Here is a 22,167-nt window from a genome sequence, read left to right as displayed (position 1 = left end):
TTATAGGAAGGTGAAACGGTATGATGTCAAATAATAATCATGTTTTAAAAGTAGGAGATTGGGTTCGTGGAATATCAAATGAAGGTGAATTAATAGTTGGTTATATTGTATCACTTGATGATGTAGAGGATATAGTTACAGTTAGTATTGTGAAACGTGACGGCCAGTACACAATAAACGAAGCGATTTTACTCTTTAGTAAACACGTTAACAAACTCCCTGAATCAAAGGTAATAAATAAGGAACAAATCCTTTATCTTATAGATCTTGCATTATTAACAGGGGATGAAGAATGGTTTATCGAGCTTTCTTCAAAATTAAACTCGATAAAAGAGCTAGTTAATGAGGGATTTTAAAATTTAAACTTTTGAGGGTGCACACAATCCGCCTTATGGAGAGGACACAATTACTTTTCGCATAAAAGGAAATGATGTAAAAACGATTCATTACAAACATAGAGATATCCCTGAAGAAGAGCCGAACAAACTACAATTAAGATGATATTGAAGTGATTTGTTTGTGTATTCCTGATAACGATAATTATGTAAATGAGCTGTCCATATGGGGCAGCTTTTTTGCTTTTTGCTCAGTGTAGCTTTTTAAATTGTATATGAATTCAATATTAATAATATATATCCTAAAATTTGGTTTTTGTATTTTGGGGTTTTTTTCTTTTTACCTACATTAATTATTTATTAGAATATCTTTTATGTTTAAAATAAGATTTTTTGATAAAAGGGGATATAAGTATCTTTATAATAAGTCACCTAGAAAAACAATGTATTATTGTATTTTTTTAATAACTAATTCAGCTTTAAGCGATAAAAACAATGGCTACATGCTAACTGTAAAATATTATCCATATAAAATTATTCCTCTTTAATATTTCTGAAAATATAAAAATATTAATTTTATAAATATACACGTTATAATGAGGGCGTCGAGAGAAATTTTATTATCTCTGGAGAAAATATAAAAAATGCGATTATTAGTAAGAAAGGTGTGTGATTAGAGGCGAAATGTATGTAATGTGCTTCAGTGGCTTGTGTAAGCAATATCATCAGTGCTACCGAAGTTATGAAGGTAATGTATAGAATTGAGAAAGAAATGCCTCGCAAATGAAGAGAGGCCGGTTTAGCTAAAATTACTGTTAAAAGTAAAAAAGAGAAACCATTAAAGTAATACACTGTTATTAGAAATGTTGCAACGTATTTATGAAGTCTATTCTATATTGTTCTCTTAAGGGGTCTTTATATAAAGAGCGGATATTACGAGTAAACTTTTTTGTGAACGCTAACAATTATATTAGGACGCTAATTAGTGAATGTTTCAATTTGGATTCATTATGATGAAGGACATACAATGTGGGGCAACTTGTAAGGAATTCATTTTCCAGAAAGGGAATATTTGTTAGATGCAAAGAGAGATGCAGGAATAGATACAAGGGGGAGTTATTATATGAACGGGAATACTGCAAAGAAAATAGAAGTTCAAGCTGAAAATACCGCACGAAAAAATGAGCAATATGCAGATCCGAAAAAGTGGCATAAGCAGGATACTACATGGGCACTGAGTCTATTTGGAACTGCAATTGGAGCAGGGGTGCTCTTTTTACCGATTAATGCAGGTTCAGGTGGTTTATTATCTTTACTACTAATTACATTACTTGCATATCCAGTTATGTACTACTCACATAGGGCGCTTGCTAAAATGATATACGCTTCTAATTCTGCTGATGAGGGGATCACAGGTACAATTAGAGAGTATTTCGGAAATAAAGCGAGTATCATTTTTAACATCGTATATTTCGGTTCAATTTATACAATCGTACTAATGTATTCGGTTGCGCTTACAAATACTGCAAGTAGTTTTATCGTGCATCAATTGCACATGCCAGAACCTCCAAGGGCTATTTTATCACTTGTATTAGTTCTTGGTCTTATCGCTATACTAAATTTTGGTCAAGATATTACTGTAAAGGTAATGAGTATGTTAGTGTATCCTTTCATAGTTTCTCTACTTTTTATTGCAATATCTTTAATTCCACAGTGGAATACGTCAATGCTTAGTTTTTCAGCTGTTTCAACTGCTTCAACAGGAACAGGCTATTTTGGGACGATATTGATGATTCTACCAATCATCGTATTCTCATTTAATCATTCACCTATGATTTCATCATTTGTTGTGAAACAGAGAGCTACGTATGGAATCGAAGCCACTGATGCTAAATGTGCGCAAATACAAAAGGTTTGTTATATTATGACATTCGCTGTTGTTATGTTCTTCGTTTGGAGTAGCGCATTGAGCTTGACTCCAGATGATATAAAAATGGCAAAAGAACAAAACTTATCAATTCTTTCATATCTTGCTAATGAGCTTAATTCGCCTGTAATCACTATTGCAGCTCCAATTATTGCTTTTGTGGCTATTACAAAGTCTTTCCTTGGCCATTATATAGGAGCATTTGAAGTAATGCGTGACATGATTATTAAGTTCGGTAAATCACGTGGAAAAGATATTGAAGAAAAAACAATTAAGACAGTAATCCTTACTTTTGTTGTATTATCATGCTGGTTTGTTGCTTATACAAATCCAAGTATTCTTGGACTTATTGATTCTCTAAGCGGTCCATTAGTTGCTGCTATCTTATGTCTATTACCGATGTATGCGATTCAAAAAGTTCCAGTACTAGCTAAATACAAAGGGAAAATGAGTAACGTATTTGTTATTATTGTAGGTGTACTTACTGTCTTAGCAAGTATTAAGTCATTATTCTAATTCACTATTATTCGTATTAGTGTAAAAATAGTTAATACGAATAACTTTTTGGACAAACTTCTCACATTGGAGAGTTTGTCCTTTTTTAGTCATTTTATCAACTTGCCGACAAACAGCCACCTTCCAGGCAGAAGGTGGCTTGTTTCGGTATTAATTTATTTTAACTATTCACGTCTGAATGGCCTTTTTGGAGCAATTAGCTCTAAATTAGTACCAGCTGAATCGGAGAAGTAGGCAACTCCTGTACCAAATCCAGATTTCAAGTCGTCTTCTTGAAAGATAATTGGTTCGTCATCTGGGTGCTATCCTATGCCCATCAAGCTAACAAAATGGATTGCCTCTGAAACAAAAAATGATTTTTATTACTATAAAAAACGTAAAGTATCTGTTTTTAGAAAAAATTAATTTTTATAAATTGATGGAGGTATAACTCAATTCTTTTATATATGTAGTTAAATATGATTGTCAGAATGAACTTAAAGTAATTATGATTTCTAGAAATGCGAACTGATGTTTTGAATTGGTTTAAAGTTGCTGGAACAAAATAAAACCAATTGAGCAAAAAAACTTGCAAAAATAAAAAGAGAGATGTATATTAATTGATGTATCAATAATTGATATATCAATTAATGTTTTAACAAGAAAGAAAAGGAACATTTTATGAAGGAAATGTTCGTAAATATCAGTGGAGAAGAGCGCAAAATACTTATTCATGTTCTATTACAGATGCAAAAAAATGTAGAGAATATTAAAGAATAGAGAGTGTAGGGGGCAGAATAGTGTGGAAATAATCGCAGCTATTTTAGTCGGGATCGTAGCATTAGAACATTTGTTTATCATGATCCTTGAAATGTTTTTTATTGATTCAAAAGTAGCGAAACGTGCTTTCAAATTACCGAAGCATTTAGAAGGAGATCGAAACGTAGCCATTATGTTTGCAAACCAAGGTTTATATAATGGATTTTTAGCGGCTGGTCTCATTTGGGGACTTGTACTTGGGCTCAATCCAATTGGTTATATGGTCCAATTATTTTTCGTGATTTGTGTGGTGATAGCAGCTATTTTCGGAGGTTTCACATCTAATAAATCAATTATTGTGAAACAAGGACTTCCAGCTGTTTTAGCATTGGTTGCCCTTTTATGTATAATATAGAATCAAAGTTTTTCAATAAAAGAACTCATTTTTGAAAAGAATACGCTATTCTTTCTTTAGAATTATAGGAAAGGATGGCGTTTTTGTATGTCTATTTCTATATGTAGTGAATTATAACTATTCTCTCAAGGGACTCAACTGCTTTTCAGCTTTTGGATATATTTTCATCCATCTTTGTTTCCTCCTATTGTTGGATAGTGTAATAATTGATAAAAATTTTGATGAAATTGGATTATAACGATTGATCAAAAAAGTTAGTGATTAAAAATATTATTCTTTAGTACATACATTTTTAAGATGTTAAATATATTTCATAATAGTCTCTGTAAGATAGGGATAAGTAGAATAGTACTTTTTATAACTTTGAATGTCATTCATAATAGCACCAGTAAGAAGAAAACAGGCTTTACGGTACTACTAGTTACCAAAGATGTTACAGTAGTTTATTTAGAATCAGATTGATTGAAAGGTTGTACTATATGGCCTAATAATTTCGAAAAAATGTCGGTGTGGCATAAAACAATTATGGAGGTTAAAGATATGAGTACTTCAAATTTGAATGAAATAAGTAAACAAATTTTAAAAGAGGAGGAAACACTTCAATTTTCCTCTTTTACAAATGAAGATGCCTTGCAACTAGGTTTATTTATCGTTGAAACAGCAAAGCGAGAGAGGAAATTGATTGCTGTTGATATAACGAAAAATGGTGTGCAATTATTTCATTTCAAGATGACAGGGACAAATGAGGAAAATACGAAATGGATTGAGCGTAAAAAACGAGTCGTTTCCCTGCATGATCGTAGCTCGTATTATATGCAGATACAAAGTGAAATAACTGGGGTCTCCTATAATGAAAAATATCTTTTAGATACTTCAGAATACGCTGCGTTTGGTGGATGTTTTCCTATCAGAATAAAAAACGTAGGGGTTATTGGAATGATAACAGTTTCAGGATTACCACCAGAAGAAGATCACGAATTGGTAATAAGGGCAGTTAAAAATCATTTGAAGCAATAGTAAAAGTAAATGTGATGGTTAAGTAAAAGCCAAGAATGAACATATTATTGTTCGTTTTTGGCTTTTTATTATTTTTTCTTATAGTCGGCTAAGAGGGTTCTTTTACAGGTAGTACTTAATTGTGCAATGTTCTTTAAATTGCATCGTTTTGTTCGAGTGAGCGAAATTGCTGTAATTGAAGATGCTCTAAATTAATGTGAAATTTGGTGATTAAAGTAGCTACATTTCATCTTTGTGTAAATATGAAACAAGCAGGATACATGAATAGAGAATGGGTAAAATAGTACCGAATGATGATTAGATTTTATGAATGATGTTATAAGGCTTTTTTTAGGAAAACTGAAGGAAGCAGTGTGTTTAGATTTAGAATGACTGGCAATGGGTGCTAGGAAGTTCAATGATTCAAAAATGAACTCATTTAAACGCATATTATCTTCGAGATGTATCATTTTGAAGAATATTAAAACTTAGGAGGAACGGAATTATGACAAAAGATTTCTATACTGCACTGAAAGAAAGACGTACTTACTATGGGATTAATAAAGAGGTACAAGTATCGGATGAAAAAATTAAAGAAATCGTGGAGTTTGCTGTGAAATATACTCCATCCGCTTTCAATTCTCAAACTGCACGATTAGTTGTATTATTTGGTGAAGCTCATGATAAATTATGGGATATTACCACTGAAACATTAAGAAAAGTAGTTGGAGATGGAGATTTTTCAGGAACGCAACAAAAAATGGATTCTTTTAAAGCTGGTTATGGAACAGTATTATTCTTTGAAGATGAGGCTATCGTTAAATCGCTTCAAGAAAAATTTGCTGCATATGCTGAAAACTTCCCAATTTGGTCACACCAAGCATCAGGTATGCACCAATTAGTCGTGTGGACAGGTTTAGAAGCAGAGGGATTAGGGGCATCATTACAACATTATAATCCGTTAATTGACGATGAGGTAAAACAAGAATGGAATGTCCCTGCTAATTGGAAACTAATTGCACAAATGCCATTTGGTAATCCAACAGCTGCACCAGGTGAAAAAGAATTCCAACCACTTGAAGAGCGTGTGAAATTTCATAAGTAATATTCGAATGTAATAAAATGGAAATTTAATCAGTGGTGGTCTTACTGTCCGCAAATAGCAGGGGAAGCTAACTGTATTGTAAAAATAAAACTGTTTATTAATAAAAAAGCTTATTCGTTTTTTTTATTAATCGAGTATGTATGAATAAAAGATTTTAAAACACTATTTTAATCTGTAAGGGAACAAGGTGATCGTTTTGATCACCTTGCTTTATTTCTTACATTTTATTTATTAAAAAACGCTAGCTTTTCATAAATGCTTGAAAAATTAGCGTTTTAATAATAGGTATCTGTAATTTGATTACTTAAAACTATATACGAAAAAGCTTTTATGTTATTCCTCAAGTTCTATCCATTCCTGTGACCATTCTTCTATTCCGCGAATAATAGCTTCTAAAGCAAATCCTTTTTGAGTTAAAGAATATTCTATACGAACTGGTGTCTCAGGAAAGACTTTACGTTCGACAATTCCTTCTAGTTCTAATTCTTTCAATCTTTCTGAAAGTAATCTTCCGCTAACAGGAAGAGAAGATTCAAGTGTACAAAAGCGCTGAGATCCAGAAAAAAGTTGGTAAATAATTAGTGCTGTCCATCGTTGACTAAAAAATTTCATTCCTTTTTCAAAGCGAGGGCATAATGTAGAATCATTCATTTTCCTTCACCTCCTAAAATAAATTATATAACATCTTACTATTAGTAACAAATGTTTTTATAATTAATTACTTGACGTAAATTGATTACGAATGTATACTCACTTACATAAAGTAACTAAGTTGTTTTATGTAACTAAAACTCTTTTCTTTAAATGGCCAAAGTTGTAATGATACATATTGCATATAAGCTGAGAGAAAAAAGAATAGCATCTGTAAAAACACTTACGTTGTGTAAGTTAAACAATAAAAAATATAACAATGGAAGAGAATTTTAGAGATTCTCTATACTAGGAGGTACCTAATGGTTACAACAGATACAATTCATATGTTAGAAGATAAAATTCAATTTATACATCAAGATGGAAAGGATATTTATTTAGTAGGCCCTATCAAATTGCCAATTAATTTATATGGGGAGACTAAAGTTTTTCAATGGTATTCTTGGTTACAATGTAGTGAGGTTACAAATAGTGTAGAAGGAATTATCGAAAAACTCTCATCTATTAATTTAGCTGATATGCAGCAATCTAGTGTACTTGTATATGGTGATTTTGAGAATTCTGAAGATGCCCTAATTCGTATGCATAGTATTTGTCACACCGGTGATATCTTTGGTAGTAAACGTTGTGACTGTGGATTCCAATTAAAGCAGTCTTTACAAATGATTACAGAACATGGTTCAGGTGCTTTATTTTACTTAGCGAATCATGAAGGAAGAGGAATTGGCTTGTTTAGTAAAGCTATGACGTACCTCTTGCAAGAAAATGGGTTAGATACAGTAGAAGCTAATCTGAACCTAGGTTTTGAAGATGATGTTCGAAACTATGATGATACAATTGAAGTATTAAAAGCGCTACGCTCAAAACCTGTAAAACTTATTACAAATAATCCGAAAAAATTAGAAGCGTTACAAAAAGCTGGATTAAATGTTACGAGTCGTGAACCGTTATGGGGTGATGTCTCAGAGTTTAATGAGAAATATTTGCAAACGAAGATTCAGCGTTCTGGACATTTTGAAGGGGGACACTTACATGCTTGAGCATGAATTGTATATGAAGCTAGCACTAGAAAATGCCAAGGCTATGAAGGGACAAACGACTCCAAATCCATTGGTTGGATCTGTAATTGTAAATGATAATCGAATTGTAGGGGTCGGAGCACATATGAAGGCCGGAGAACCACATGCCGAAATACATGCGATACGTATGGCTGGAGAACAGGCACGTGGTGGTACAATTTATGTAACTCTTGAACCTTGTTCTCATCATGGTAGAACAGGGCCTTGTGCTGAAGCAATTGTACAAGCAGGAATTAAGAAGGTAGTAGTTGCTACACTTGATCCAAACCCGCTTGTTTCTGGACGTGGAATTAAAATTCTACAAGATGCAGGTATTGAAGTACTTGTAGGAGTGTGTGAAGAAGAATCTAAAAAAATGAATGAAGTCTTTAATAAATATATTTTGACAAAGCGCCCATTTGTAACGATTAAATCAGGAGTTACATTAGATGGGAAAATCGCTACGTCTTTATCGGATAGTAAGTGGATTACATCTACAGAAGCAAGACAAGAAGTACACCAAATACGAAACGAAAATGCGGCTATTTTAGTAGGAGCGAATACTGTTCAAAAGGATAATCCATCATTGACAACGCGTATTCCAAATGGCCGAAATCCAATTCGAGTAATATTGGACTCGACGTTACGCATACCGATGGAAGCTAACGTTGTTACAGATAGAGAAGCTCCTACCTGGATATTTACAACAAGTAATCATGCAGAGGAAAAAAAGAAAGCATTAGAAAATGCAGGAGTTAAAGTATTTGTTACTAGCGGAGAAAAGCATATAAACTTACATGAAATGCTTGATGTTTTAGGAGAAAAAGGAGTTTCCTCCCTGCTTATTGAAGGTGGTGGAGAAGTAAATGCTTCGTTTATTGAAAATAAACTAATGGATAAAATTATTTTATATTTCGCACCTAAAATTATTGGAGGTAGATTGGCGCCTAGTTTTGTAGAGGGGAATGGTATTACTAAAATGAAAGATGCAATTGAATTTAAGGATATATCATTTACCCAGATTGGAAAAGATTATAGATTTATTGGCTATCCAGCATATCGGAAAGATGAGAAATAAGGGGAATAAAAACTACTTATATGTTCCGATAAATGGATTGCAGAAAGGAGCGATGAAGAGTGAAGTTTGGATTTGATATCGATGATACATTAATTGATTTAAGGCAGCATGCTTTTCATTTATATAATAAGAAATTAAACAAAAAAGTAGGGTTGGATGTATTCCATTCTTTAAAAACAATTGAAATTCATGAAGCATTTGGCATGACTTCGGAGGAAGGCGGTCATATGTGGAATAGTTTGCTGGATGAGATTTATTATACTTCTTGTTCACCGTTTCCGTATGCTGTAGAGACATTGCAAGAATTAGAAAGACAGGGACATGAAATTTACTATATAACGGCGCGACCTAAAGAGCATGGAGAGCAAACAAAAAAATGGTTAATAGAAAAAGGATTTCCGGTACATGAAGATCGCTTTTTCTATGGAATGAAGGATGAAGAAAAAATACACTTCATACAAGAAATAAAATTAAACTATTTCTTTGATGATAAGCCGGCTGTTTTAGAAACGTTAATAGGAAAACCGATAAATGTATATGCAAAAACTACTTCTTACAATCAATATCTCAATATCCCGCGTATTACAAATTGGATGGAGTTAGGAGATATTATAAAGAAAGATATGTGAGGATTTAAATGGAAAATCAAATAGAGCCAAGAGCATATTGAGTATTACAATTTTAGAGGAAAGACATACGTATTATGTCTTTCCTTATTTTTTAATACTATCGTTTTTATTAGTGTGATGTGCTAGGAGTACTTCTAATAGAGGGGAAATAGAAAAATGAGCAATAAGAAAAATATTTTTAAGCTAGTCTTGTATGGAAGCGTAATTTATATATCATATCAGTGATGGTTTTCCCTGGTGCCACAGTATATGCGGATATTTTGGATAAGAAGTTCAAGAATTAATGAGATGTGTTCATAATCATGAATTTTTGGAAAACGAAAATTACAATGTTAGGTTATTTTGAATCAGTAGTGGACGATATGCAAAATTACATATTACAAAATAAACATCGTAATTTTGGGATTCTTGGTATAAAATACATTACTTAAACTATATATTAGAATGGAGAAAGTGAATTGGAATTATTAAGAAACAGTAAGGTTGGTACAAAACTAAACATATTAATAACTATATCAAGTATTGCATGTATAGTATTATCCCTAATAGGGTTTTGGGGATTAGAAAGAGGGAAAAGTACTTCCTCTAATATGTATGAGGATAATTTACTACCAATTGAGTGGATTGGAATTGTAGAATCTAATTTTTATCACGTTAATATGAACTTTATGGAAATAATGTTATCAAAAGATGAAAAAAGAATGAACGAATTAATAAGAGAAATGGATGGGATTCGTAAGGAAAATGATCATCTTTTAAAGCAGTTTGAGGCTAAGCTTATTTCTACTAAAGAAAAAGAATTATATAACACGTTTCATGAAACATTTAATGAATTAAGGACTCAAATGAAGAAAGCACAAGAATTAGGGAAGTCTAATAATGAGGAAGCATATGCATATTATCTAAAAGAGATTGAACCTAATATGCAAAAATCAATAAAATCAATTCGTGAATTGATTTTATATAATAGTAATAATGCAGAGCTTTTACAGAAGGAAAATAATAATAGTGCTCAAAATACAATGATAATGTTTGTTAGTATTTCGATTTTAGCAATTTTAATAATTATATTAATTGGATATGTTATTAAATTAACTATCCGAAAACCACTTGCATTACTACAAAATGATATGGAAAAAGTAGCAGCTGGAGATTTAACAACACGTACTCCTTATAAAGCAAATAATGAATTAGGGCATATTGTTCAGTCTTTTAATAGTATGTTAGATAACCTTCAACAATTAATTGCGAATGTTAAGATGACAACACAAGAGGTTATTTTTACTACGGAGGGCGTATTACAAGATACAAATCGAGCGTCTAGTATTTCAAATGAGGTTGTACAGACTGTTTTAGAAGTAAAAACAAAAATAGAAGGACAGGTAACTAGTATTCAGGAGAGCTCATCCTCAATGGAAGAAATTACAACCGGGGTGCAAACTGTAGCTGAATCTTCAGCAGTAGTCGCTGAGGTAGCAGTAACGACTACAGAACGAATAAATATCGGTAGTGAAGTGATAAATCACTCTATTCTTCAAATGAATAGTGTGCATGATGTTGTCGAGGAAACATCAAAAGTAATAAATAAACTTGTTACACGTACACAACAGATTGATACAGCTCTCGCTGCAATTACTAATATTGCCGAACAAACGAATCTTCTTGCCTTAAATGCCGCTATTGAAGCGGCACGTGCTGGAGAGAATGGGAAAGGATTTGCAGTGGTTGCCGCAGAAGTTCGAGACTTGGCTGAGCAATCTAAAGAATCTGCAAAAGAAGTTAATCATTTAATAAAATCCATTCAAAAAGATACCCAAGATACAGTTAATGTCATGCAAAAAGGACAACAAAAGGCAGTAGAAGGAAAAGAAGCTGCTTACAAAGCGAATCAAACCTTCTTGTCTATTATGAGAGATATTGATAAGATTACAGGTCAAATTCAAGAAGTATCCGCAGCGACAGAAGAGATGTCTGCTGGTACAGAAGAAGTAAATGCTTCTCTTTCGCTAGTTTCTGAAACTGCAACGGATGTGAAAAAGGAGACTCTTCAAACTGTAAATTCAATTCAATCACAGGCCGAATCAATTGAACAAATATCAATCCAATCCAACAAAATGAAAGAAAAGGTGGAAGAATTAACGGAATTGGTTTCAAAATTTAATATTACAGAACAAAAAGAATGAGTAAATTGTAAAAGATTAGGTACGGCTATCAGCCTAAAAATAATTGATTTTTTACGATTAAAAAGATTTTAGTAATTAATTCAATCACAAGTGTAATAACATGTATAAAAAACATGAAGACTTAAGAGTCTTCGTGTTTTTTTATTGAATAATGTCTGAAAAAATATTGATAATTATACGATATTTTGGAATTTATCACAAAATATTCATATATGCAAAATTACATACATTTAATGATTGATAATCATGAGTTAATGTAACTATAATAATTACACTGATAAGTAACTTATTGACGACAATTATAAGTGAAGAAGGAGGGCTTTATTGTATTTTGTATATAAAAAAATAGAGAAGGAGATATGCAAATGAAAAGGTTACTTGTTATAGGCCTAATGTATACAATGTTTTTCCTCATAGGAAATATACACTTACATGCTGATGAACGAATAAATGCAAAAAAAATTACTAGTTTAGAAGAGCCTACTTGGATATTTCAGGCGGGCATAAGTAAGGGGAAATATCATGATCGACAAGATTTAGGATTTATTTTGAAGAGAAATACAGCATTAAAGGTAAGACAAACAAATCCTAATTTTAAAGACAAATTAACATTACGTTTATTGTCTAATGACTCAAAAAATGAAAAATCCATACAAGTAGGAAATGAATGGGTTACTATCCAAGGTGATACGTCTTTAGTTCCTTTCATAGATACTCCGTATGGTGAAGAGCACGCTGTACTTGAGTACCAAGTAGGGAATGAAAGTGCTACTAAACCCCTTCCCATTTATAAACAACAAGGAAGTGTATCTCAATTTTTTAGTACATGGGATCAATTTGATGGAGAGTATGCGTTACTTCAAGGGGAGAGTTTTCAATTATTTGTACCTAAAAAAGATAAAGAGTTAGTAAGATCTTTAAAAGATTTTCAATCATTGGATGAGTTAATTGCGTATTATGAAGATATTTTTGTGATGTATGATTCAATTATTGGTTTAGATGGCTCAACGTTTGAAAATAAAAAAAGTCAAAATCGTTATTTCTTAAAAGCAGATATATCTGGTGCTGGCGGTGCCTATTATGGCACAAATTGGACAGCGAATAGTACAGATAGTACAAAGATGTGGTTAGATAAACTAAGTTGGGGAACTTTACATGAAATCGCTCATGGATACCAAGCTGGTTTTGATAATCAAGGAATATTTACAGGAGAAGTTTCTAATAATCTATTTGGTGTTCAATATCAATATAGTAAATACGGCAAAAAAGCAGATCAAGTTGGTTGGTTGTTTAATTTCGGGAAAAAGGAACAGGTAGAACGGAATTTATATAATGCTTTAATGAAAGAAAATAAAAATTATGATGATTTAGATTTACGACAAAAACTTATTCTTTTAACGATGGCGAAACAAAAAGCTGGCGATGAAGCATTTGCAAAAATGTATCAAGGTTATCGAAAACTAGCTAGCAATGCTGCTTTCAAAAAAGGTGACCATTCTTTACCAGATTTAATGAATCAGTATTATAGTGAGAATGGACAAGTTGATTTTACACCTGTTTTTGAAAGATGGGGCTTTAAGCTTAATCATAAACAAATAGAGATGAATAGGGCGAAAGGTTTTCCGGCTGTTACTTCTTTAGCTTATATAGTGCCTGAATCACAATTAGCGAAAGCAAGAGCTATAGTTGATCCTGATATTCCGATAAACTCCAACTTCGAAATAGTTACGAATCAGCAAATTGCTCCACTTGGGCTAAAAGGGAATTTGCATATCCATTTAAATACAAATGAAATAGATACATTAAAAGGAGGAAAAATTAAATTAAAAGAAGGGAATACAGTTATTCAAGAGAAAACAATTGAAACAACAGATATCAATTTACAAGACGTACCAAATGGAGTGTATACGGTTGAAATTTCAGGTGGGAAAACGAATAGTATGTACCATTTCAGTTCGTATTATGCCTATGTAAAAGAAAAAGATAATAGTCTAAAGATTGATATTAACGAAATGAAAGTGAGTAAGTTGGTAAATGAAACGATTCAATTCCTAGGATTAGGAGATGACCAGTTTGCCGTATTAAATACAGACTTAGAGCAAAATCGAGCTATTTTTACGGTTACTACTAAAACGCCTCATAGCTATTATGTAGGTGAAAAATATGCATCGATAGAGGTCTTTAATGAAAAAGGTGAAAAAATTTATACGAAGGAAATGGAAGGAACAAATGTAACAATTGTAAAAGATATCATTCCACTAAAAGAGGGATATAGAATTAAAATCTATCATGATGAAATAAAAAAACGATTAACTAGTAAAGCTACTATTATTAATCCTATGAATAAAACGAATGAATTTATAATAACAAAATGGGGATTGAAAAATACTTCTTTGCAAAATAATCCAGAAGAAAATCTTATACAAAGAATTGATGAAGAAATGGAAGCGATTATAGGTAATCAGTTTTTAAAAGAGATACCAATGCAAAAATTAGAAATGAAAAAGAATGTGTGGATGGCAATAAATATGTTATCAGAACCACAAAAAATAACGTATATGAATAAATATAAAGATAGCTTATATAATGAGTAATTTTTGAGAAATGAATTGAATCTAAAAAAGTAGCAAACCAATCTATTAACCTATGTATGTAGAGGTATGTAAAAACGATTGGCCATAGTTAAAATTTTTTATCTATGCTTAAAATTCTAAAATACATTTATTTAATTTAATAATACGATTATAAAGGAGTAAAAATATGAATAATTTCGTAAAGGTAGGTTTAACTACAGGAGTGGTGTTATCGGCGATTATGCCTTATGGAGGAGTACATGCGGAAACAGAAGATTTAAAAGTGGAAACAAAGGAAGATACGTTCCGAACAGGTAATTTAACAGCACCTTCTCAAAATTCGGCAGAAAATGTAGCAAAGGATGCACTAAAAGGAAAAACAGAACAAGCATTATCATCAAAGCAAGTTAATACGGAATCCAAAGTTAATTATAATGTTACGCAAAGTCGTAAATCTTATGATGGTACTACATTGGTACGTCTTCAACAAACGTATGAAGGACGTGATGTATACGGATATCAACTAACAGCACATATTAATGATGATGGTGTACTTACGAGCGTTTCGGGAGATAGTGCTCAAGATTTACAACAACAGGAAGATTTGAAACAACCTATTACTCTATCAGAAGAGGATGCAAAGAAACAGCTTTTCAACATCTATGGAAATGATCTCACATTTATTGAAGAACCAGAAATTAAACAAGTGGTATATGTAGATGAAAATACAAATAAAGCTACAAACGCATATCAAATTACTTTTAGTGCATCTACACCTGAATATGTATCCGGTACAGTATTAATTGATGCTTTTGGTGGTAATCTATTAAAAGAACTCGTTCAAAAATTGGGTATACAAGTAGAGAGTAGTATTGTCCAATCTGCGACATCAAATAAATCAACAGATCCTTCAAAATTAACAGGTACAGGAAAAGATGACTTAGGTATTAATCGTACGTTTGGAATTACACAAAGAAGTGATGGAACGTACATGCTTGCAGATTATTCTCGTGGTAAGGGAATTGAAACATATACTGCTAATTATAAAGATTATAATAATTATAGAAGAAATGTATGGGGTTATCTCGATGATTTAGTAACAAGTAATTCTACAAATTTTACAGATCCTAAAGCAGTTAGTGCCCATTATTTAGCAACGAAAGTATATGATTTTTATCAAGAAAAATATGGCCGTAACAGCTTTGATAATAACGGACAAAAAGTAATTTCTGTCGTTCATGGTTGGAACACAAATGGTACGAATAAAGGAAATCCTAAGCAGTGGTTTAATGCATTTAGTAATGGCGCTATGCTAGTATACGGAGATCCAATTGTTAGAGCATTTGATGTGGCAGGACATGAATTTACACACGCGGTTACAAGAAATGAGTCTGGACTTGAGTACGCAGGAGAAGCTGGTGCAATTAATGAAGCGTTATCTGATATTTTAGGAGTAGCAGTTGAAAAGTATGCCAATAACGGAAAGTTCAATTGGACAATGGGAGAACAATCAGGTCGTATTTTTAGAGATATGAAAAACCCATCATCTATCTCTTCTAGATATCCAGAGGATTATAGGCATTATAATAACTTACCTATTGATGCTGACCACGATCATGGTGGTGTACACACGAACTCTAGCATTATTAATAAAGTAGCTTACTTGATTGCTAGTGGTGGAAGCCATAATGGAGTAAACATACATGGCATTGGAGAAGATAAAATGTTTGATATTTTCTATTATGCAAATACGGATGAATTAAATATGACTTCTGATTTTAAAGAATTAAAAGAAGCTTGTATTCGTGTAGCAACGAACTTATATGGTAAAGACTCATTAGAAGTACAAGCTGTCCAACAAGCCTTTAAAGCAGCGTATATTTAATATTATTGTGATGAATTACAAACTCTTTCATTTTAATATAGTGATTAATTTGTATTTATAGACAAAAACCTTGTAGAATTTTTCTGCAAGGTTTTTTTGAATGTTATCCCGCTATTTGCTGGGCAGTAAGACCCCCACCTCAAAATTTAGCTGTTATTTTTTTACTTGTTGTAAAGGATGGAAAGCTTTTAAGGTTGTGGCACGCCTTTTAAGAAAAAGATAAGGCGAAGCGATCTCGCTGTTATTTTCCAACAACAAACATTTGTTATTTGTATTATTTAGTGAAAGTTACCAAACGTTTTTCAAAACTATTTTACCTATTGCTTTATTTGACTCCAAATATTCATGTGCTTGTGCAACTTCATCAAACGTAAAAGGTTTAGAATCTAGCAATGGACGAAGTTTTCCTTCTTCTACAATTTGCGTTATTTTCGTTAAGATTTCTCCGCAATCATTACGCTTATCTGTATGTAATATTTTTAATGCCATAAAAGTAACGTGCAGAGAGAGTCCTTTTGCGTGTAAAGGAGAGAGGTCATGGGTTGAACGAGCTGCAATAGTTACGACAGTTCCATTGACCGCAGCAGCTTCAAAAGAATGATCAAGATTCTTGCCGCCTACTGTATCAAATATAACTTCAAATCCGTTTCCGTTCGTATGTTTTTGTACATATTCTTGAACAGATTCTTCTTTATAATTAATAGCTATATCGGCTCCTAAACGATGGGCTATTTCCATTTTGTTTTGCTGAGAAGCTGTTGTGAAAACTTTAGCGCCTGCCCATTTAGCTAGTTGAATGGCTACGTGTCCTACGCCACCAGTAGCTCCATGAATGAGAACATTTTGACCAGGTTTAATATTTGCACGATCAAATAAAGATTCCCAAGCTGTAATTGCAACTAATGGTAGAGCAGCAGCTTCTTCCATTGTTAAATTGTTAGGTTTGTGAGCAATTAATCGTGCATCAGCAAGCATAAATTCTGCAAGTGCACCTCCAGTTTCTTTAAAACCTCCGGCACATCCGTATACTTTATCCCCTGATTTGAATTTCGAAACACCTTCTCCTACTTCAATAACAATACCAGCTACATCGCCGTGTAATATAGCTGGAAACTCAGGAGCGACGGCTGAAACGGCACCACTACGCATTTTTGTATCGATTGGATTTACACTTGTTGCTTTTACATCGATTAGAACATGACCTGGTAAAAGTTTTGGTTTTGAAACTTCTTCTAATTGAAATACAGATGAATCCCCAAAAGAATGGATAATTTGTGCTTTCATAGTTTATACCTCCTGTTTGTGGTTATAGCATAGCAAAGTACGAAAAATAAGTATAATATTTTGAATTTTGTTAGTGAGAATTTTATATAGAGAAGGGGAAAGTACGTGAAATAATGTAACGTACTTGCGAAAGCAATTGTAAAGCTTTATGAAGAAAGGGTAGATGTTATTTTTGCAACATGATTTATTCATTATGTTTATCCCGCTATTTGCCGGGCAGTAAGACCCCCGCCTAAAAATTCAGCGGAAGCAGAAGTTAGGTGGAGGATCAACTGCCCGTAAAAGCCCGATTGGTGAAGGCTAATAATCAGTGGGGATGAACAAAAACTCCACTGATTAAAGTTTCACTTTATTCGGAGCGACAGGGGATTTAACGAAACGCAAAATTCACCCTGCTTTATACAAACTATTTAGTAATGAAAATATACCGCAGTATATTTCAATTATCGGTATTGGTAGAAAGGTAATGTCAGATGTGGAATTTCAAACAAAGGTAGAACAATCCATTGCTATATTTTCTAGAAGATCTACTGATGACGAATCAGGAGTAGAAGGATTCATTAGCACATTTCGTTATTGTCAATTAAATACAGCGAATGTAGAGGACTATCAAGATTTGTTTAGTCTTGTAAAGAGGCGTGAAACAGAATTAAACATTCCTGAAAACCGCATGTTTTACCTATCTGTTGTACCAGAAGTATTCGATGTCATTGCTTTAAATATTAAGGAAAGTGGATTGTGAGCTATAAAAGGATTAAATCGTCTTATTATAGAGAAGCCTTTTGATTATAATGTAATGTCTGCTCGTGAGTTTAACGCAAAATTAATTGAAGATTTAGATGAAACTGATATTTATTATAACGATCATTATCTTTGAAAATGAATGGTAACTAGGAATACACTTAGAAAATTATTACGAAATAAATCGTATGTAATTCAAGACATTTTTATTGACGATAATAATTTATGTGATTAATATATTAGACATAAGATTATTTAATTACTAAAAGTAATCAGATATAAAATGTTTTGTTAAATTCTATAAATAAGTAAGTTGTGGTAGAAATGCTTTGAATTGCCACTATTAATATTGGGGACAATTAAAAAGCGAAAGGTATAAAAAGAATTGGAATTTGATAACTCTTTGTTTTTATAAAACATGAGCTTCTGTACAATTCATTTTTAAAATATTGACAAGGATTATACAACAAGAGGGGGACTGAAATTGGAATCAATGACCTTTGTTTTATTTGGAGCGACAGGGGACTTAGCGAAACGCAAAATTTACCCCGCACTATATAACTTATATAGAGATCAAAAGCTTCCAAAGCAAATATCCGTTATCGGGCTTGGGAGACGTCAAGTATCTCATGTAGATTTTCAAGAAAGAATAAAAGAATCAATAGAGACGTTTTCCCGTCATAGAGAAGAAGGTACTCCAGAACTGGAAGGTTTTTTAGATAATTTTCGCTATTGTCCATTAGATGTGAGTAAGCCAGAAGACTATGAGAGGTTATTACAAGTCGTTCGTGAAAGGGAAGAAGAATTACATATAAAAGGAAATAGAATGTTTTATCTTTCCGTTGCTCCTGAATTTTTCGAGACCATTGCTTTAAATATTAAGGAAAGCGGACTTGATAAAACGGATGGATGGAAACGTCTGATGATTGAGAAACCATTCGGGCACGACCTTACATCTGCTCGTGAGCTTAACGATAAGCTTAGTCGCACGTTTGAAGAAGACGAGATATACCGTATTGATCATTATTTAGGTAAACCGATGATTCAAAATCTTGAGGCATTAGAATTTGCAAATCCTGTTCTCCAATCAATTTGGAATAAAGAACATATAGCGAATGTACAAATCACAGCGAGTGAAACAGTTGGGGTTGAAGAAAGGGCAGGATATTATGACCAGGCAGGGGCCATTCGAGATATGGTTCAAAATCATATGTTACAAATATTAATGATGACTGCTATGAATCTGCCGGAAAAGGTTAATGCATGTGAAATTCGAGAGGAAAAGCGAAAGGTAATGGAAACGCTTCGTAAAGTGAAAAAAGAAGACGTTCAAAGCCATATCATTCGCGGACAATACGCTGCAGGTGAGATAAAAGGCGGGCAAGTTGTAGCATACAAAGAGGAACCAGGAGTAAATCCTTCTTCTAACATAGACACATTTGTTGCTGCTCGCCTGTGGATCGATAATCCATTTTGGACTGGCGTTCCCTTCTATATACGAACAGGCAAACGAATGAAAGAAAAGTCTACTCGTATTGTAATCGAGTTTAAAAATACGTTAAAACAGCAATATCAAGATAATAATCCAAATGCAGCACCTAACTTATTAATAATTGAAATTAGCCCAGGTGAGAACGTTTCATTACAGTTAAACAGTAAAAATCCATTGAAAAATGGAGAAATTGAACCGATGCGTATTAACTTTACTTGTGAGCAAGCGGATGTGGGAGTACCTGAAGCGTATGAAAGACTCATTCATGATGCTGTGAGTGGAGACGCTACATTCTTTGCACATTGGAGAGAAGTTGAATTGTCATGGGAATGGGTACAACCAATTCTTGAAGCGTTCGAGGAAAACTTATTACCGCTTCATGAATATGAGTCTGGTTCATATGGTCCAGAAGCGTCTAATGAACTGTTACAAGAAAGTGGATTTAAATGGTGGTTAGATCAAGAGACGGAAAAATAAGTACTTTCTTTAATGAAAGCATTTAGGGGGACGATTACTATGACACAAAACATAAATCAATTAGCAGTGAATACACTTCGTACGTTATCGATTGATGCTATTAATGCGGCAAACTCAGGTCATCCAGGTCTTCCGATGGGAGCAGCACCAATGGCTTATGCATTATGGGCGAATCATTTAAATTACAATCCTAATCACCCAGAATGGTTTAACCGTGATCGTTTCGTTTTATCGGCGGGACATGGATCAAGTCTGTTATATAGCTTACTTCATTTAGCTGGATATGATGTTTCAATTGATGACTTGAAAAACTTCAGAAAGTTAAATAGTAAAACACCAGGACATCCTGAGTTTGGTCATACTCCTGGAGTTGAAGCGACTACAGGCCCGTTAGGACAAGGGATTGCTAATGCTGTCGGAATGGCAATGGCAGAAGCTCATTTAGCAGCGAAGTTCAATAAGGATGGTCACTCTATTATAGATCACAATACGTATGCTTTAGTCGGAGATGGTGACTTAATGGAGGGTGTCGCTTATGAAGCGATGTCAATGGCAGGACATATGAAACTTGGCAAGTTAATTGTACTGTATGATTCAAATGAAATTTCACTTGATGGTGAATTAGGCATTGCTTTCTCTGAAGATATTCAGAAAAGGGCAGAATCTGTACATTGGCAATATGTAAGAGTTGAAGATGGAACCGATGTTGATGCGATTACAAAAGCTATTCAATCAGCGAAAGAAAATACGGATCAACCTACTCTTATAGAAATTAGAACCATTATAGGTTATGGAAGTCCAAAAGTTGCTGGAACGAACAAAGCACATGGTAATCCGCTTGGAGTAGAAGAAGCGACAGCGACAAAACAAGTGTATGGTTGGAATTATGAGGAAGATTTCTTTGTACCTGAAGAAGTAAAAGCTCATTTTAATGAACTAAAACAAAAAGGTATTGAAAAAGACAATGACTGGAATGAGCAGTTCAACTTATACAGAGAAGCGAATCCTACACTGGCAGATGAATTAGAAAAAGCGATTACAGGTGAGGTTTTAATTGAAGCGAAAGACATTCTATCTTTTGATACTGAAAAAACGATTTCCACTCGTGTTGCAAGTGGGGAAGCTATTAATCATTATGTGAAATCGATTCCTTCTATTTTCGGTGGAAGTGCGGATCTTTCTCATTCTACGATGACAGATATAAAAGGTGAAGCAGTATATGCAGTAGAATCATATGCTGGACGAAATATATATTTCGGTGTACGTGAACATGCAATGGGCGCTGCAGCGAATGGATTGGTGCTTCATGGAGGAGTAAAACCTTTCGTAAGTACATTCTTTGTATTTAATGATTATCTTCGTCCGTCCATTCGACTGGCTGCACTGCAAAAGTTACCTGTTACTTACGTATTTACACATGATTCGATTGCTGTAGGAGAAGATGGTCCAACGCATGAACCAATTGAACAATTGGCAGCTCTTCGAGCAATTCCTGGTTTAACAGTTATCCGCCCGTCAGATGCAAATGAAACAGCAAGTGCTTGGGCGTATGCTTTACAGCAAACGGATGGTCCAGTCGTTTTAGTACTGAGTCGTCAAAATTTACCGGTGTTTAATGAAACGAAAGCGAACATAGAGAATCTCTCTAAAGGAGCTTACGTATTAACACAAACGAATGAAAATCCGGATGTGATTTTAATTGCGACAGGTTCTGAAGTATCCTTAGCTGCTAGTGCGAAAGCAAAATTAGAAGAAGATCAAGTTTCTGTTCGCATCGTTGCAATGCCGAGCTGGGAGCTATTCAATCACCAATCGAACGAATATAAAGAATCCGTTCTTCCGTCTTCTATAACGAAACGAGTATCTCTTGAGATGGGTGTATCTCTCGGTTGGGAACGTTATGTAGGACAAGAAGGAAAAGTACTATCAATTGAAACATTTGGAGCTTCAGGTACTGGAGCTGAAGTCATGAATCTATTTGGATTTACGACAGAAAATGTTGTTCAAATTACAAAAAATGTGTTGAATTCTTAAGCTATGACTGTGAATACCTTTCTGTACATATTAAAATTTCAGTGCTGAAA

The 22,167-nt window shown here is 33.4% G+C and carries 15 protein-coding genes and 3 pseudogenes; 15 read left to right on the top strand and 3 right to left on the bottom strand.

Going from position 1 to position 22,167, the window contains the following annotated elements; genetic code table 11:
* Positions 1-20 precede the first annotated feature (20 nt).
* From EBQ15_RS11830 to EBQ15_RS11820, 3 genes and pseudogenes are all read left to right on the top strand, one after another.
* On the top strand, positions 21-356 hold the full coding sequence (locus EBQ15_RS11830; protein WP_000987462.1) for an IDEAL domain-containing protein: 336 nt from the start codon (positions 21-23) through the stop codon (positions 354-356).
* Between the two features lie 7 nt (positions 357-363).
* Positions 364-501: pseudogene (locus EBQ15_RS11825) on the top strand (DUF3888 domain-containing protein); the annotation flags it as partial.
* Positions 502-1,458: 957 nt separating this feature from the next.
* A complete protein-coding gene (locus EBQ15_RS11820) occupies positions 1,459-2,778 on the top strand; it encodes an aromatic amino acid transport family protein (RefSeq protein ID WP_001014190.1) in 1,320 nt (439 codons plus the stop codon).
* 164 nt (positions 2,779-2,942) lie between these two features.
* Here EBQ15_RS11820 and EBQ15_RS11815 read toward each other — a convergent pair.
* Positions 2,943-3,077, bottom strand: a pseudogene (locus EBQ15_RS11815) (VOC family protein); the annotation flags it as partial.
* A gap of 482 nt (positions 3,078-3,559) precedes the next feature.
* Between EBQ15_RS11815 and EBQ15_RS11810 the strand changes: the two are divergent.
* The 3 genes from EBQ15_RS11810 to EBQ15_RS11800 all read left to right on the top strand — a co-directional run bounded on the left by EBQ15_RS11810 (position 3,560) and on the right by EBQ15_RS11800 (position 6,032).
* Complete coding sequence (locus EBQ15_RS11810) at positions 3,560-3,931, top strand: DUF1304 domain-containing protein (RefSeq protein WP_000402471.1); 372 nt, start codon at positions 3,560-3,562, stop codon at positions 3,929-3,931.
* A gap of 501 nt (positions 3,932-4,432) precedes the next feature.
* Positions 4,433-4,948: a heme-degrading domain-containing protein gene (locus EBQ15_RS11805; protein WP_114556391.1), complete on the top strand. Its 516-nt coding sequence runs from the start codon at positions 4,433-4,435 to the stop codon at positions 4,946-4,948.
* Between the two features lie 484 nt (positions 4,949-5,432).
* Positions 5,433-6,032, top strand: coding sequence for a nitroreductase family protein (locus tag EBQ15_RS11800; RefSeq protein WP_000158938.1), 600 nt, complete (start codon positions 5,433-5,435; stop codon positions 6,030-6,032).
* A 333-nt stretch (positions 6,033-6,365) separates the two neighbouring features.
* Here the strand turns inward: EBQ15_RS11800 and EBQ15_RS11795 are convergent, their stop codons facing one another.
* Positions 6,366-6,683, bottom strand: coding sequence for a winged helix-turn-helix transcriptional regulator (locus EBQ15_RS11795; protein ID WP_001000104.1), 318 nt, complete (start codon positions 6,681-6,683; stop codon positions 6,366-6,368).
* A gap of 302 nt (positions 6,684-6,985) precedes the next feature.
* Here EBQ15_RS11795 and EBQ15_RS11790 point away from each other — a divergent pair, with 302 nt between their 5' ends.
* The 6 genes from EBQ15_RS11790 (at position 6,986) to EBQ15_RS11765 (ending at position 16,089) form a co-directional block, all read left to right on the top strand.
* A complete protein-coding gene (locus EBQ15_RS11790; RefSeq protein ID WP_000258865.1) occupies positions 6,986-7,723 on the top strand; it encodes a GTP cyclohydrolase II in 738 nt (245 codons plus the stop codon).
* Positions 7,716-8,819 carry a bifunctional diaminohydroxyphosphoribosylaminopyrimidine deaminase/5-amino-6-(5-phosphoribosylamino)uracil reductase RibD gene (gene ribD / locus EBQ15_RS11785; RefSeq protein WP_000889427.1) on the top strand — a complete coding sequence of 368 codons (1,104 nt, stop codon included), beginning with the start codon at positions 7,716-7,718 and terminating at the stop codon, positions 8,817-8,819. The genes EBQ15_RS11790 and ribD overlap by 8 nt, the downstream gene beginning before the upstream one ends.
* A gap of 59 nt (positions 8,820-8,878) precedes the next feature.
* Positions 8,879-9,448, top strand: coding sequence for a 5' nucleotidase, NT5C type (locus EBQ15_RS11780; RefSeq protein ID WP_000668223.1), 570 nt, complete (start codon positions 8,879-8,881; stop codon positions 9,446-9,448).
* Between the two features lie 458 nt (positions 9,449-9,906).
* Positions 9,907-11,631: a methyl-accepting chemotaxis protein gene (locus EBQ15_RS11775; protein WP_000422010.1), complete on the top strand. Its 1,725-nt coding sequence runs from the start codon at positions 9,907-9,909 to the stop codon at positions 11,629-11,631.
* Positions 11,632-11,996: 365 nt separating this feature from the next.
* A complete protein-coding gene (locus EBQ15_RS11770; protein ID WP_000826243.1) occupies positions 11,997-14,225 on the top strand; it encodes a putative mucin/carbohydrate-binding domain-containing protein in 2,229 nt (742 codons plus the stop codon).
* Positions 14,226-14,391: 166 nt separating this feature from the next.
* A complete protein-coding gene (locus EBQ15_RS11765; protein WP_001058947.1) occupies positions 14,392-16,089 on the top strand; it encodes a M4 family metallopeptidase in 1,698 nt (565 codons plus the stop codon).
* A gap of 288 nt (positions 16,090-16,377) precedes the next feature.
* Here the strand turns inward: EBQ15_RS11765 and EBQ15_RS11760 are convergent, their stop codons facing one another.
* Entirely contained in the window at positions 16,378-17,373 is a 996-nt protein-coding gene (locus tag EBQ15_RS11760; protein ID WP_000647253.1) for a zinc-dependent alcohol dehydrogenase family protein, read from the bottom strand.
* A gap of 340 nt (positions 17,374-17,713) precedes the next feature.
* Here EBQ15_RS11760 and EBQ15_RS11755 point away from each other — a divergent pair.
* The 3 genes and pseudogenes from EBQ15_RS11755 to tkt all read left to right on the top strand — a co-directional run.
* Positions 17,714-18,250: pseudogene (locus tag EBQ15_RS11755) on the top strand (glucose-6-phosphate dehydrogenase); the annotation flags it as partial.
* 348 nt (positions 18,251-18,598) lie between these two features.
* Positions 18,599-20,083, top strand: coding sequence for a glucose-6-phosphate dehydrogenase (gene zwf / locus EBQ15_RS11750; RefSeq protein ID WP_000445362.1), 1,485 nt, complete (start codon positions 18,599-18,601; stop codon positions 20,081-20,083).
* Between the two features lie 39 nt (positions 20,084-20,122).
* Complete coding sequence (gene tkt, locus EBQ15_RS11745; RefSeq protein WP_000193049.1) at positions 20,123-22,117, top strand: transketolase; 1,995 nt, start codon at positions 20,123-20,125, stop codon at positions 22,115-22,117.
* The last annotated feature ends 50 nt before the right edge of the window (positions 22,118-22,167 follow it).

The sequence above is a fragment of the Bacillus sp. 2D03 genome (genome assembly GCF_003946765.1).
Taxonomy (GTDB): Bacteria; Bacillota; Bacilli; order Bacillales; family Bacillaceae_G; genus Bacillus_A; species Bacillus_A cereus.
Note: the sequence above shows the minus strand (reverse complement) of the source record. Positions and strands in the feature narration are given on the sequence as shown.

What these genes read in the sequence shown, in the direction of transcription:
- EBQ15_RS11830 (WP_000987462.1), top strand. Translation starts at nt 21, where the DNA reads ATGATGTCAAATAATAATCATGTTTTAAAAGTAGGAGATTGGGTTCGT.
- EBQ15_RS11820 (WP_001014190.1), top strand. Translation starts at nt 1,459, where the DNA reads ATGAACGGGAATACTGCAAAGAAAATAGAAGTTCAAGCTGAAAATACC.
- EBQ15_RS11805 (WP_114556391.1), top strand. Translation starts at nt 4,433, where the DNA reads ATGTCGGTGTGGCATAAAACAATTATGGAGGTTAAAGATATGAGTACT.
- EBQ15_RS11800 (WP_000158938.1), top strand. Translation starts at nt 5,433, where the DNA reads ATGACAAAAGATTTCTATACTGCACTGAAAGAAAGACGTACTTACTAT.
- EBQ15_RS11795 (WP_001000104.1), bottom strand. Translation starts at nt 6,683, where the DNA reads ATGAATGATTCTACATTATGCCCTCGCTTTGAAAAAGGAATGAAATTT.
- EBQ15_RS11790 (WP_000258865.1), top strand. Translation starts at nt 6,986, where the DNA reads ATGGTTACAACAGATACAATTCATATGTTAGAAGATAAAATTCAATTT.
- ribD (WP_000889427.1), top strand. Translation starts at nt 7,716, where the DNA reads ATGCTTGAGCATGAATTGTATATGAAGCTAGCACTAGAAAATGCCAAG.
- EBQ15_RS11770 (WP_000826243.1), top strand. Translation starts at nt 11,997, where the DNA reads ATGAAAAGGTTACTTGTTATAGGCCTAATGTATACAATGTTTTTCCTC.
- EBQ15_RS11765 (WP_001058947.1), top strand. Translation starts at nt 14,392, where the DNA reads ATGAATAATTTCGTAAAGGTAGGTTTAACTACAGGAGTGGTGTTATCG.
- EBQ15_RS11760 (WP_000647253.1), bottom strand. Translation starts at nt 17,373, where the DNA reads ATGAAAGCACAAATTATCCATTCTTTTGGGGATTCATCTGTATTTCAA.
- tkt (WP_000193049.1), top strand. Translation starts at nt 20,123, where the DNA reads ATGACACAAAACATAAATCAATTAGCAGTGAATACACTTCGTACGTTA.